This is a genomic window from Paraburkholderia diazotrophica (assembly GCF_900108945.1).
GTDB classification, from domain to species: Bacteria; Pseudomonadota; Gammaproteobacteria; order Burkholderiales; family Burkholderiaceae; genus Paraburkholderia; species Paraburkholderia diazotrophica.
Genome location: NZ_FNYE01000044.1, coordinates 15,565 through 28,566, shown reverse-complemented (window position 1 = coordinate 28,566; position 13,002 = coordinate 15,565). Strand labels below are relative to the sequence as shown.

The following is a 13,002-nucleotide window of genomic DNA, read 5'->3' as shown; positions in this document are numbered from 1 at the left end:
TCAAACAGGGTAATTGGGTTGAGGTGAAAGGAAAGCCCGGTTCCGGAAGCGCGCGAGCAGACAGTCTTCATTGGGCGACTCACCGACGCACTCCACACGCTCGACTTCGGTCAGTTCTTCTTTCAGAATTTCCAAGACCGTTTCTGCACCGGCAAGGTGTCCCCACCGCCGGCAACTGGCGTCACGCGCCGACCCGAATATCAACCGACCAGCAGGTACAAGCATCTGTACCAGATTGCGGATAGCGGCGCGCACCTCCGCGATGTTGCCGAGGTAATAGAGAACTTCCGCCACTACGATCAGATCGAACTTGTCGTGGGTCGAAAAATGCTGTACGTCTGAAACAATCCAGACCGTGTTCGGTGGCTCCTTCAGACGTTCGCGTGTTTTCGAGACCGCTTGTGGCATGACGTCGATAATGGTGAGCCGTTGGCAGTGAGGTGCCAATCTTTCCGTAAACGCTCCTCCCGCGCATCCGACTTCTAACGCGTTGGAGACAGATCCGTCGACGAGTGACATTCGGAGCATTTGCTCATGGCGTTGGAGTTCGAAGGGATTACTGTCCAGTTGCCACGGGTCGTCCGCGTCCAATTCTCGACGGAGTAATTCGAAATTCGTTACATTTCTCAATTTGGTCTACCTTACTAGTAGTCCATTTCAACATCGTTGTACGACGCGCAATGTGGGACGCGTCGCATTCCGGACAGAACCTGCGTGCGTCACAGCTCGGGTCCGTTGCGCTCGATGGCGGCGCCGTCCGGCCACTCGCTCAGCGGGCTGCCGATCGGCAAAATCACAGCCAGCACGTCTTCAATGCGCGTAGGAGGTAAGTCAAGGTGAACGTTTGGGAGCGTTGATCGCACGTGCACCCCATGCAAGATCGTCCCCATTCCATTCCGAAACAATCTGGCAAAGTGATTTTTTAAGGCATGCCGGACTGTGCCAAACGCGAATGGGACGCGGAGTTCTTGCAGCACTGGATACATCGCGCGGATTGAATGACCGATTCCGAACCCTTCGAGATCCGGACGCACCCCATACAGTCCCAATTCGGCTACAAGCACATCGACCGAGCCTACCTTGATGAAACGACGAAGCGATCCCATGTGAGCCGCAACACCTTTCGAATCGTAGGCGATGGCGCGGAGTTCGGGCCGCGCACCGGCCCAACTTCGACCACCCTCGAACGGTTTTGCGTTGAAAGCCCCGGTAGGCCCATACGTCGTACGGAAAAATCGGGCCAATTCGACGTGATCGCTTAGATCCAGCTCATTTTCCCAGCACAATCTCCACTGCACTTTTGAGGACATGCACAGTCACCTCATTTTGACGCGTTCATTGCCTGCCGCGCGAGCGGCCAGACATACCGATGGTGCACATCAGCTTTCTAGGGCTATAAGGGAACGCAAGGATTAATCAAACCGGTCATTCGTTAGCTAAACAGATCGCGCTTAGAGACACGACGACACTTGCAAAATGATCTATCAATAGGTGGCTTATACGAGCGGATTATCCGTAGGGGGTGGTGAAAAACCAATCTTCCCAGCTTCAAAGAAGCTCTCGTACTGCCCGCCTGTGAAGTGACGCTTCAACTCCTCAAAATTGAGTACCGTTTGTTCCAGTGGCCGCACTTCCTGACGTTGAAGGACCGTGCTGCCAGAGCATGGACGCACTGGAATTTCGAGGAAAGCCCAAACGGCATGCAGGCATGATGCGGGATTGCCCAACAGACTTTCATACTCGACGGTAAGAATGTTCGTTGGCGAGAATGAGCCCATCACCAGTCGGTGGAAATCGTCAGCAGCTTCGAGATAGTCCTCGCAGTCTTCAATTTTTAAGGTTACCTGAGGAGGCGGACCGGAGTCGTTGCCTGCGCCAAACTTTAACCATTGACCACTTTGCCTTGCCTGCACCAACGATCGCAGCGATTCCAACGTATTTCTGCGGATTACAAGCATCACCTTGAGGCGTGGCCATCTAGCTAACTCGTCAAAGAATCCCGGGCGCTCCTGAAACTGAGGTTGGTTGATCTTGCAACCGACGTGTGTGATCGCGTTCTTTCCGGTTCTGGAGGGGTAGTGCAGGTAGGCCACTTCGAGCAGTTCGCGATCGCTAAGTAGCAGGCGCTTGCGATTGTCCCAGATCGCGTCGTAAGGATTGAGCAACTCGCCATTGCTTGATACGTTGGGATGCTCGTTTAGCAATTCTTCAAGATAATGGGTGCCCGTCCTGGGCATCCCGAGGATTACAAATGGCTCAATTGTCGGCATGGATTGGGTCATAGCGTATCTTTAACGGAATCGAAAGCGATGATTCGAAATCTGATTTCTGACTAAGTCATTATGAGGATCCTGCTCGGTTTCCAATCATCTGCGTCAAGATAAGAGACGTCGGCGAAACAGTGCTGCCGACAGAAAGAATGGCAAGACTGTGTAGACGCAGAGCGCAATCACATGCAGACCGATTCCGGCGGCTGGGCGTGCAAGCATCGCTGGGCGGATGAGTTCAACGGAATGTGTGAGCGGCAAGAATCGCGCAAGCTGGCGAAATGCACCTGGAAGATGGGCGACCGGAAAGACGACACCGCTCAAAAAAAGCATGGGCGTCAGAACAAGTGTTTGATAGAAGATAAAGTAATCATAACTCGGCGCGATCGCGATGAGCACCATCGCAATACTCGCGAAGGCGAGGCCAGTTAAGATAACGACGGGAATGACGTAAAGAATGCTCGGAAACGCCGCATAGCCGAGCGTCGTGGCAACCAACGTAACAGCCGTCCCGGCCAAAAGGGCTTTCGTTGCTGCCCACGCCAATTCACCGAGAACGACGTCGCCGATCGTGAGTTGGGTACACAGGACTGCTTCCCACATGCGCTGGATGTGCATGCGAGCGAAAGTCGCATAAATCGTTTCGAACGTCGCCGAAGTCATTGCGCTTGTCGCAACCATTCCAGCCGCCAAAAAGGCTACGTAGGAAGTGCCTTCGATGCGGCCTATCATTATTCCCACGCCGAAACCTAATCCGAACAGATACATCATCGGGTCCGCAAGGTTACCGATAAGCGAAACGAGTGCAGTTTTTCGCCACGCTAGATAATTGCGGCGCCATACCATGCGCCAGTTCCAAGTGTTGGTGGGCATAGCCATCACGAAAACTTCGCGCATCATTTAGTCCTTCATATCCCGTCCAGTCAACCGAAGAAACACGTCTTCCAGGTTTGCGGGGCGTTGCAGAACGCGCAGACCCGTTCGCTTGCACAACTGCATGCGCACCTGTTCCAAGTCGGCTGCATAGCAAAACAGCGTCTCGCCGCTCACCTCCATGCGCTGCGCGTAGGGCTCAAGCAATGCACGCAGTTCGTGCGAATCGCCGCCGTATATCTCCAGCACGTGGCTTCCAATCTGTTCATGGATTAGCGCATGAGGGGCACCTTCCGCAATGCTGCGTCCTTTGTCAATCACGCAGAGTCGATCGCACAATCGCTCAGCCTCTTCCATGAAGTGAGTAGTTAGAAGGATCGTCTTGCCGCGCGCAAGTAGAGAGCGCAAGCGGTCCCAGACGAGGCGGCGCGCATGTGGATCAAGACCGGTCGCAGGCTCGTCCATTATCAGCAGTTGTGGGTCGTTGATAAGCGCCCGGGCGATGGTTAACCGACGCTTCATGCCGCCGGATAATTCTGCGACGCGCGCGTGAGCCTTGCTCTCCAGGTGCGCGAATTCAAGCAGGGACGGAATCACCGCTTCGACCTCGTCGGCGCTCATGCCAAAGTAGCGCCCGAATATCTGCAGGTTCTCGCGCACCGTGAACCCGGGTTCAAGGTTGTCAAATTGCGGAACTACGCCGATACGCCGCCGTGCCAGGCGCGCGCGTACGGGCACGGGCTCTCCAAGAACAGTGATCGTACCTGCGTCAGGCGAGGCCATACCGAGGACCATGCGCGCGGTCGTGCTCTTGCCTGCGCCGTTAGGTCCCAGTAGGCCAAAGCATTCGCCGTGCTCGACGCGAAATGAAAGTCCGTTAACGACCTGTTTGCCGTTATATAACTTCCTGACGCTAGTAAACGTTATCGCTGCAGCAGCCATTGAACGAGAGGTCGAGATGTGGCTTCATTAAAAGAAGATCCCGTTTTGCGCGCGAGATCTTACGTATCACTCACTACGGACTACATTGTCGGACGTTCCGAATGACGGTGTCCTGCACTGCCGGTCACACTGCGCATCCGTACCCGTCGATGCAGCAGCGTCTGTTGTCACAGCGTGTCCAGGCGGATCGACGTGTTCGAAACAGTCGGCGGCCGAGCCTCGGGAAAGCCAGTTGCTGTTACTCAACGTACACAATGCGTAGGCCTTTACAGGAAGCAATAACAAAAGGTTGATAAATGTGTGCGCGGAAAATCCGAGAAATCGAAGTTCTCGAGACCGAACTGCGGCCACGGAACAGCGGATCATAGTCATTGAGGCGATCAGAAAGCATGCCTGCCACGGTGCCGAGGCTGTCAGAACGATCTGCAGGAGCCCGGCGAGCATTGACACGGCAAGTAAAAGCGACCCTACGTTTTGCCCGATCACGTCCAGCGTAAGGTAACGATCGAGACGAGGCAGGAGGCGCAGCGCAAGCAGCGTGTCGCGATAAGTGCTGCGTGCCCAACGTAGTTGTTGACGCAGATATGGCCACAGCTTGTCTGGTACAACGGTAGCTGCGATCGCGTCTGGAACATACTCCGTTCGGTAACCAGCTGCCAGCATAAGAATTGTCAAATGGCGATCTTCGCCAAAGTCACTGCGTTTTCCGCGGAACGTCTGAGTCTCGTACTGGTTCAGCAGCAAAAGAAGCGCGGATCGTCGATAGATGGCGCATGGACCGCAGCAGCACATAACGGCACCGAAACGGGCTTGAGCGGCACGCTCTTCGTTGCAGGCGAGCCAGTATTCCATATCAATCAGACGGGTCAACCATGTGTCGCGGCGATTGCTTGCTGTCAATTGACCCATGGCGGCCCCGATCGCCGGGTCACTCATTGTTAGTACGAGTTTCTTCACGACATCGGGCGCTAGGGTCGTATCTGAGTCGACGTTAAGTATCAGTTCCGCAGACGAGGAACGGATCGCAGCGATTTGTGCCTTGCGTTTTCCTACGTTCCGGGGAAGGAGAACAAAATTGAATCTCGGATCGTGCTCATACTCGTGGTACACCATTCTCAACGCGTCACGATTGGCTGAACCGTCATCGACGACGTGGACTTTAAAGGGGCCGGCATACTCCTGAGTCGCGATTGAAGCGAGGCACGCCCGCAGTGTGTCCGGGTTTTCGTTGAAGCACGGCACAATAACGTCGACGTCGGGCAGGGAGTTGGAGTTGGTCGATTTGCTGCTCGCAGGCGGCCCGCTAGACGGCATGGCGTGCAGAACCTGCGCGCTTTTATAAATGGTCGAAAGCAATGCGTACAACAGAACGGAGGTCGTGTTGATTGTGGCAGGGATGTTCATCGAGGTCAGTTTGCTAAGTGGCGTTAAGAAATGATCTGACTACAGGCCTGCCGTGATCCAGAGAAGGAACAGGTGGAAAATGCTAAAGATTTGCTCGCGAAGTTCCTGTCGGTAGTGGGCAAGGGTGTCTCTAATCCGCCTGCATCCGTGGATGTCTCGCTATATCTTGGCGAGACTGCGGAATCTTGCGCTCTCTCGTCGCTCGGATCCTCAACTAGTGCACGCCCATGATAGCGAGCTGGCAAATAATATATCCATCGGCCGATGCAGAAAGCTCTGTCAGTGCTTCCTCTTTATTGCGTCAGGATTTCCTGACGCCGGTGATATTACTAATCCGTTTCAAAGCCGTTTACAAGCTGCTGCTCATGGTTGGAGTAACCTCTTTAATGAGATAAACGAGCCTTAATGCAGATGTGTGCAGGAGTGCTCATCGGTTCAGTTTGTCCACATCAGGGCAGTGAACTGATTACAAACCTGCGTTCCTTCAATGCTGGAATCAGGCGCGACAGCGCCGTGACGGTCTGATCGCGCGATGTGGTGCGAGCATTCGGATCCCACTCTCCAGGAGGGCTCCCATCGTGTAAAAGAACAATAGAGCCTGGCTGCGCGGACGCCAGCACAGCGTGCACAATCGCGTCGACACCGGGGCGAGACCAATCTCGCGGGTCTATCGACCAGTGAAGTGCCGTCAATCCTGCCTTTGTCGATTCGGCAATTACTTCTTTCGTCCATATTCCGTATGGCGCGCGCATATACCGCACTGTTGCGGCAGGGCATGTCCGCTTGACTATCGCGTTCGCTTCCAATATCTCACGCCGTGTCTGTTCCTGTTCGCATTTTGAAAGATCCCGATGCGTCATCGTGTGATTGGCGATCTCGTGACCTTCAGCGATGATCCGTTCTATCAACTGCGGATGACTTGCCGCGTAAGCGCCAAGGACGCAGAACGTTGCCGGCACTTGGTGCTGCGCCAATACGTCAAGTATCTTGGGCGTCCATACTAGATCTGGACCGTCATCGAAGGTAAGGTAAACCTGACGGGATTGGTGTTGGCGGTCAAAGTTGTCCGGCACATCGGACAGGCAATCGAACCGGTTCGCACTCGTCTCGTCTCGTTGTGGTGTGTCATCCTTCATCTCATAAGCCATCGACTATTCATGGTGGTGTGCAGAAAACGCCCCTTTTGAGGAGGTGAAAATCTGTCTATAACTCACAATTTGGGACTTTGCGAAAACGGTCGGTCAGTAATTCGAATAAAATCTTCGTGCGACCTCTTGCGCCTTTAGTATTGGTAGGCGTAACTTTGCGCGACGACAATTAATTTGTACAATCGATTGTTTCGATACGTTGCATCCACACAGCGAATACCTGAACATGCGCTTCAAAGGCCTCGATCTCAATCTTCTTGTTGCGCTGGATGCGCTGATGACGCAACGCAATCTGACGGTCGCGGCGCGGAACATCAATTTGAGTCAACCTGCCATGAGTGCAGCAGTCGGCCGGTTACGAGACTATTTTTGTGATGACCTGTTCGTGATGAGGGGTCGCGAGTTTGTCCCGACAGCTCGGGCAATGGAACTCGCAGGCCCGGTTCGGGAAGCTCTGTCGCACATCCAGCTTTCGATCATTTCGCGCGACGTCTTCCAACCGGCCAAATCGAATCGCCGCTTTAGGGTCTGCCTTTCTGATTTCATGACACTTGTTTATTTCCAGAATGTCGTAAAACGTGTCGCACGCGAAGCTCCCTCAGTGAGTTTTGAATTGCTTTTTCCTGACGACGAACCCGGCGAGTTGCTTCGTCGAGGTGACGCCGATTTTCTGATTTTGCCGGAGCTGTTGCTGGCAGATTCTCACCCCAAAGCGGCGCTCTTCGAGGAGAAGCTCGTATGTGTCGGATGTCCAACAAACAAACAGTTGTCGCGGCGGCTCCCGTTGGAGAAGTACATGTCGATGGGACACGTGACAGTGAGGTTCGGACGGGCGCGCAGGCCCTCGATCGAGGAGTTTTTCTTACTCGATCTCGGTCTAAAGAGGCGCGAAGAGGTTGTCGTGCCGACCTTTGATCTGGTTCCATCCATGCTATCGCGTACGAACCGTATAGCAACGATCCCTATGAGGCTGGCAAGGCATTTCGCCGAAGTGGTTCCGCTGCGGATCGTCCAGGTACCACTGCCCCTTTCCTCGTTCACTGAAACGATCCAATGGCCCGCGCTGCATAACGGTGACCCTGCAAGCATCTGGATGCGCGAGCTGTTATTGCAGGAGGCGCAAAGCCTCGTGGCTGGCTAGTATCGATGGCTTCACGGTTAATTCGGGTCGTGCCGAGTTCCTTTTTCAAAGGTCGCGAGTGTCGCGACCTCCGCGAGTGTGAAGCGAAAATCCCGCAACGTCGCGTAAATTGCCACGGCGATTTCGTGTTCTGATGCACCCCGGTAGCGAAAGCGCGCGAGGATCGTATCGTAGCCGCCAGCGCCGTCGAAGACATGATGTTGTTTTGGCAAGATGGTTTCATAGAGCGCCGCGATTCCTTGCGGCAATTGCGCACCGACGAACACCTTGCCGACTGGCTCCGGCAGCATCAGGAATCCGCCGCGCGCGCGCAACGTCGATGCGGCGAACGCGGCTCGCGTTTGCTCCGCGAAACATGCCTCGTCACCTGACTGCTGCGCGACCCACAAGGCGAACAGGTCAATACCGTACAGATCGCGAAACAGGAAAGGGATCTCCCCCCCGCCCACGCGCGCACCGATCTCGAGGAAGTACAGGGCGTCGGGGCCTCGAATGATCTCAAGATGGAATGGTCCATTGACCAACGCGAGCGCACGCAGGCTGGCATCTGCAAACGCGAGCAGCGCATCATTCAGCGGCCCGGGATCAAGCATTACGGAGCCGAGTGGTTTGCCCTGCGCGAACTCGAGGCAAGTGTTGATATAGCGGGACGCGCGCGCGATCACAAATGCACCGTCAACAACGAAGCCGTCAACGTGATAGATCGTTCCTTCGATGTACTCCTCGCATTCGTACTCAACGAGCGGTAGAGTCGGCAACAGTGCATTGAACTGCGCCTCCGTGTCGACGCGCCGTACACCTACGCTTGCGGCACCGGTGCGCGGCTTTACGATGAGCGGAAAACGCATTGTATCGATCGGGTCCGCATCGGGAGAGGTCGGATTTTCCAGCGCTGCGAAGCGCGGCGCACGCAGGCCGGCTGTCACGACGGCGTACTTCATGACCGCCTTGTCGCGAAACCGGACGACTGCGTCAGGCAGGTCACCAGGGATACTGAAGGAATTGCGGAGCCGCGCGGCCGCCATCAGGTCGAATTCGGACAGCGCGACGAGCCTGTCGATGCCGCCCAGTGCTGAGCTGCAGGCGCGCACGGCCGCGTGCAGCGCATCTTCATCGCCGAAATCGGGTAGCTGTTCAATGTGAATGATGCGCGACGCGCGCAGTGCTGCCGCAGCGTGTGGCGTGCAGACGTATGCCACGTCGTGCACAGCATGGTCGATATAGCGATGGTAGGCGGCGAAGTCGTCGGACCAACGATTAAGAACAACGATGCGTCTACTCTTGGAAGACAGGCTGATTGTCATGTCGAGAAATTTTCAGATATCGTCAAGGGTGCGATTAAATCTGAGAGCGCTTTGCGCCTCGGCGAGACGCAAATCAAGCGTCGGGCGATCGGCAGCGGTAAACAGCAGATGTCCGGCGCGGCCACGAAAATCCGTCGGGTGTGGCACGGCACCGCCGATGTGCGAATGGACCTCGATCTCCTCGAAGCCGGGCATTGCGCGCACGCGTTCGACCGCGGCGGCGCTGGCGAAGCGGCCCGTTACAGGCGCGAGGAACCGCACACCGCTCGCGCACGTCGTGACCTCTGTGTCATAGCCGGGCGCCGGATTGGCGTCGCCGAGATGGCTGCGTATCATCACTTCCGGCAACGAGAGTGACTTGCTGAGTTCAACTAGACGGTAGATGCGGTCTCCTCCGAGCCGCGCGGCGATCTCGATTAGCACCGGACCGTCACGTGTGATGCGGGCCTCCGCATGGAAGACGCCGAGTGTAAGGCCGATTCGTGCTGTGATTTTTTCGATGTATGCGACCAGTGCCGCTCGGTGCTCTGGCGTCAGCGCCGCTTCAACTGTGTGTCCCATCTCGACGAAATACGGCTCGGCGCTCAGCAGCTTTTCGGTTACAGCGACAACACGCGGCCCGCGCCCGTCGATGTAACCTTCAATGCTATACTCCGGACCCTCGAGATATTGCTCAAGCAGCAAAACGTTGCCAATCTTGCGGCCCATGTCTACAACACCTTGGTGCATGGCGCGCTCGACCGCGAACTGCAGCTCGGCAAGCGAGTTGACGCGCGTCACCAGTTGGCTACCGCAGCCGTCCACAGGCTTGAGAACGGCTGGGAAGCCGACCTGCGACGCGGCCGTCAGGATGTCGCGGGGATCTGCGATTTGAGCGAACTGTGGCACCGCCAGTCCCATAGTTGCGAAGTGCAAGCGGCTGTGGTACTTGTCTTGAGTTAGCGCTGCCGCTTCAGGCGGCAAATGGGGAAGACCGAGCCGGGCCGCCGCTTGCGCGGCTACGCCGACTGTATATTCGAACCCGGGCACGATTGCGTCGACGCGCATGGCGCGCGCAGTTGCGGCGACCGCGTCTGGGGAAGCGGTGTCCACCACGGTGAACGATGCGGCGGCGTTGCGAAGTGCAGGCAGAACGACGCGCTCGTCACGATTGGCAGAAAACACATGTGCGGCGACACCGAGGCGCGCAGCAGCGGCGATAAGCGACGCGCCCGACGACGCCGGTTCAATTACGATGACGGCGGTCATACGGATGCTCCTTATTTGGCAACCGGTTCGGCTTGAGGCACTGTTGTCACCAGTAATTCGTCGAAGTATTCGTGGATCAGCTCGACGAAGTGGCACAGATAGGTCTCCGCTTTTTCCGTTCCGCCCCAGTTGTCGATTGCCCGCTGCAGGGCGACCCACATCCGCTCATTGTGATCGCGCGATTCGTCGTAGTGAATGTGGCCGAGCGAACCCCTCACATAATCGTGTCCGAACGCGCGCGCCGCAGCTTCAGTGATGACCTTGTTGTAGCGATCCGAATACCATTCGACAAACCAATTCCACACCATCGTCGGCAGTGGCCCGTCGCGGCCGATGCTCAGATAGAGGTAGCCAATTAATTTGTCGGTGCTGTGAAAGGGCGCGGTGCGGTCGACGTCGGTTGCGGAGAGGCCGAATTTCTCGATGTCACGCAAGAATAGCCCATCGTGCCCGTATTCTTCTGCGAGGTATCGCGCGAGAAACTGCGCGAGCACGTTGTCCTTGTAGCTGATTTTGTAAAGTGCGAATGCGTCGACTTCGTTGTTGAGCCGGATTCGCAACACGGTTTCGACGAGATGCCGGCGATAGTATTCACTGTCGATCCAATCTCCACGATGGAACGCAGCTGTTTCCGGCGAAGTGGCAAAAATCCGCTTCATCGCCTGCTCAGCGACTTGCTCTAGATGAACGCGATCGTTGCTTGTTGACATATAACCCTCCAAGTAAAATAGAAGAAACAAGAACGGAGAAAACAGCGCTGTGGCCACTCTTTATTCACTGGCTGAAAGAGCCAAAAGACACCGGGTGATTTTTGAGCAAGGCAATATGTAGCTCGGGACTTAAGAGGCTACTTGTTCTCTGGAGTTAGGCAGACCGCAGTCGTTGTGTGGTGAGACGCAAGACTTTCAAATGCTTCTCGATGATGTTTGATTAGATTAGAACCGACTTGCCCGGGTCTTCCTGCTAATAGCTCGGCCACACGCAGAACTCCTTCTAGATTGGCGGCCGCATGATGGCACCAGCGCTAACGCCTCGGAGCGTACCCGCAGCCAAGTTGTGCGAATCGTGCCGTATGCCCTTTTGAATGGCAATGGTGCAGTCTTTGGCCAACCCTTGCGGGCGGACGTGGCAGCGGACATCGGCGCGATGGCGCAATTGGGCGCGAGACCGAAGTGGTCGCTCTCGACTTGTTTTGCGTTCAAATTCTCGCTCGCGCATGTTCTCCGCTTGAGTGACGGAAGGATACTAACCCCAAGTGTATGCGTGGTATAAGCTGATAATCTTTATGTCTGCATGAGGGAAATTGATGATTCGCGATCTCGACAGCACGCTGCTGCGTACGTTCGTGACGGTGGTTGAGGCTGGCAGCGTGAGTAACGCTGCAATGGCACTTCATCGCACCCAGGCTGCCGTCAGCATGGCTCTTCGTCGTCTTGAAGACGAAGTCGGCCAACGCCTGCTCGAACGTTCGCCGCGTGGCGTGAAGCCGACTTCGGCGGGCAGTGTGCTGCTACCATATGCGCAGAAGTTGCTCGAAATTGGGCTTGCCGCCCGCTCCGCACTCAATGCAGGCGACGTTTCAGGTACCGTCAGGATTGGCATTCTGGAAGACGTCGCAATGAGTCACCTCCGCCATGCGCTCAGGCAGTTCTCGGCATCGTTTCCAGACGTCGCACTGGAGATCGTCGTCGACGCCAGCCCTGCGTTATCCCAGCGGCTCGCAACCAACACGCTGGATTTTGCGATTGGAGATCCAGCGCTGATTCACGCCGAGCCGCTCGTTACTTGGCGGCATCCGCTTCGCTGGGCCGCCGCACGCACGAGAAACGCTGACCTGCGAGGTGGACCTCTGCCCATCGTCGCATTTGGCGGAACATGTCGATGGCAGGAGAACTTCTTTGCGACATTGCTTGAGGCCGGCATCGCGTGGCGCGTCGCCTGCACAAGCACCAGTTTGTCCGCGATCCAGTCGGCCGTTGAGGCCGGGCTCGGAATTGCCGTGCTACTCGATTGGCATGTGCGCCGCGATACGATGCGGGCAATCGATCCGTGTTCTGCCGGGCTGCCTATACCGCCCGTCGCGGAGTTCGGCCTGTTTAGTCCCGCGAATGCACACGACAGCACGTCCGCAGCAACGGCACTGCAGCGCTTCCTCTTTCGCGCGTTGCAATTGGGTTCCACAGACGACGGCGCTCTCAACTAAGAGCGTACCGGCATGCCACTACACGCGTTTCCATGCTATCCGCGTCTTCCGGCAGGCCGCATCGGACGGGGCAAGCTTTCGACGCATCCGAACTCGCGATATATGTGCGAGACAAATGCGCCGGGCTGTCACCGTCCGGATGCGGGGCAGATCGCTGAGCGCAACGGCGAAATTCTAACAAGCCGGTGAGCGAAGCTTGACAAATATCAAGGAGAAATCTCGTCGAAGGTGCAATCAGATTTCGTTCTCTCATGCAGGCGGTTTGTGTTATTCGTGAATTCGAACAGTAAACGAGTACTCGATTGCCCGATTCTTACGCTCAAGGCCGACTGCCTGGGCAGTGCAGTGCTTGAGAGATGACCTGATGGAAAAAAGGTGAGCGATGTCACCAATGCAAAAACGAGGCGTAGTTTCATAGCATGGTGTCACTCTCGCTTGTCACGCTACGTCTGGTTTGTATCGAGCTTCGGTG

Annotated in this window: 12 protein-coding genes; 2 read left to right on the top strand and 10 right to left on the bottom strand. The window is 56.1% G+C overall.

Annotation, left to right across the window (positions count from 1 at the left end):
* The 7 genes from nodS to nodB all read right to left on the bottom strand — a co-directional run bounded on the left by nodS (position 1) and on the right by nodB (position 6,634).
* Positions 1-630, bottom strand: coding sequence for a nodulation methyltransferase NodS (nodS, locus tag BMW76_RS34075; protein ID WP_015004744.1), 630 nt, complete (start codon positions 628-630; stop codon positions 1-3).
* A gap of 89 nt (positions 631-719) precedes the next feature.
* Positions 720-1,310 (bottom strand): NodA family N-acyltransferase, encoded by a 591-nt coding sequence (locus BMW76_RS34070; RefSeq protein WP_015004745.1) that lies wholly within the window; start codon positions 1,308-1,310, stop codon positions 720-722.
* Between the two features lie 186 nt (positions 1,311-1,496).
* Entirely contained in the window at positions 1,497-2,282 is a 786-nt protein-coding gene (locus BMW76_RS34065) for a sulfotransferase (RefSeq protein ID WP_090873244.1), read from the bottom strand.
* A 93-nt stretch (positions 2,283-2,375) separates the two neighbouring features.
* Positions 2,376-3,167, bottom strand: coding sequence for an ABC transporter permease (locus tag BMW76_RS34060; protein WP_015004747.1), 792 nt, complete (start codon positions 3,165-3,167; stop codon positions 2,376-2,378).
* On the bottom strand, positions 3,168-4,100 hold the full coding sequence (gene nodI / locus BMW76_RS34055) for a nodulation factor ABC transporter ATP-binding protein NodI (protein ID WP_281248580.1): 933 nt from the start codon (positions 4,098-4,100) through the stop codon (positions 3,168-3,170).
* Between the two features lie 48 nt (positions 4,101-4,148).
* On the bottom strand, positions 4,149-5,486 hold the full coding sequence (nodC, locus tag BMW76_RS34050) for a chitooligosaccharide synthase NodC (protein ID WP_090873243.1): 1,338 nt from the start codon (positions 5,484-5,486) through the stop codon (positions 4,149-4,151).
* A gap of 449 nt (positions 5,487-5,935) precedes the next feature.
* On the bottom strand, positions 5,936-6,634 hold the full coding sequence (gene nodB, locus BMW76_RS34045; protein WP_090873242.1) for a chitooligosaccharide deacetylase NodB: 699 nt from the start codon (positions 6,632-6,634) through the stop codon (positions 5,936-5,938).
* A gap of 226 nt (positions 6,635-6,860) precedes the next feature.
* On the opposite strand from nodB, the gene BMW76_RS34040 reads away from it, so the two are divergent.
* On the top strand, positions 6,861-7,775 hold the full coding sequence (locus BMW76_RS34040) for a LysR family transcriptional regulator (protein WP_015004751.1): 915 nt from the start codon (positions 6,861-6,863) through the stop codon (positions 7,773-7,775).
* Positions 7,776-7,792: 17 nt separating this feature from the next.
* On the opposite strand, the gene BMW76_RS34035 is transcribed toward BMW76_RS34040, so the two are convergent.
* From BMW76_RS34035 to BMW76_RS34025, 3 genes are read right to left on the bottom strand one after another with little or no spacing between them, the layout of a single operon-like run.
* Positions 7,793-9,079, bottom strand: a complete 1,287-nt coding sequence (locus BMW76_RS34035) for an ATP-grasp domain-containing protein (protein ID WP_090873241.1) — start codon at positions 9,077-9,079, stop codon at positions 7,793-7,795.
* A gap of 12 nt (positions 9,080-9,091) precedes the next feature.
* On the bottom strand, positions 9,092-10,327 hold the full coding sequence (locus BMW76_RS34030) for an ATP-grasp domain-containing protein (RefSeq protein ID WP_090873240.1): 1,236 nt from the start codon (positions 10,325-10,327) through the stop codon (positions 9,092-9,094).
* An 11-nt stretch (positions 10,328-10,338) separates the two neighbouring features.
* Positions 10,339-11,037 carry a hypothetical protein gene (locus BMW76_RS34025; RefSeq protein ID WP_015004753.1) on the bottom strand — a complete coding sequence of 233 codons (699 nt, stop codon included), beginning with the start codon at positions 11,035-11,037 and terminating at the stop codon, positions 10,339-10,341.
* A gap of 596 nt (positions 11,038-11,633) precedes the next feature.
* Here BMW76_RS34025 and BMW76_RS34020 point away from each other — a divergent pair.
* A complete protein-coding gene (locus tag BMW76_RS34020; RefSeq protein WP_015004754.1) occupies positions 11,634-12,530 on the top strand; it encodes a LysR family transcriptional regulator in 897 nt (298 codons plus the stop codon).
* Positions 12,531-13,002: the final 472 nt, after the last annotated feature.

Coding starts and splice junctions, on each gene's coding strand:
- BMW76_RS34065 (WP_090873244.1), bottom strand. CDS start 2,282: ATGACCCAATCCATGCCGACAATTGAGCCATTTGTAATCCTCGGGATG.
- BMW76_RS34060 (WP_015004747.1), bottom strand. CDS start 3,167: ATGATGCGCGAAGTTTTCGTGATGGCTATGCCCACCAACACTTGGAAC.
- BMW76_RS34025 (WP_015004753.1), bottom strand. CDS start 11,037: ATGTCAACAAGCAACGATCGCGTTCATCTAGAGCAAGTCGCTGAGCAG.
- BMW76_RS34040 (WP_015004751.1), top strand. CDS start 6,861: ATGCGCTTCAAAGGCCTCGATCTCAATCTTCTTGTTGCGCTGGATGCG.
- nodB (WP_090873242.1), bottom strand. CDS start 6,634: ATGGCTTATGAGATGAAGGATGACACACCACAACGAGACGAGACGAGT.
- BMW76_RS34030 (WP_090873240.1), bottom strand. CDS start 10,327: ATGACCGCCGTCATCGTAATTGAACCGGCGTCGTCGGGCGCGTCGCTT.
- nodC (WP_090873243.1), bottom strand. CDS start 5,486: ATGAACATCCCTGCCACAATCAACACGACCTCCGTTCTGTTGTACGCA.
- BMW76_RS34035 (WP_090873241.1), bottom strand. CDS start 9,079: ATGACAATCAGCCTGTCTTCCAAGAGTAGACGCATCGTTGTTCTTAAT.
- BMW76_RS34070 (WP_015004745.1), bottom strand. CDS start 1,310: ATGTCCTCAAAAGTGCAGTGGAGATTGTGCTGGGAAAATGAGCTGGAT.
- BMW76_RS34020 (WP_015004754.1), top strand. CDS start 11,634: ATGATTCGCGATCTCGACAGCACGCTGCTGCGTACGTTCGTGACGGTG.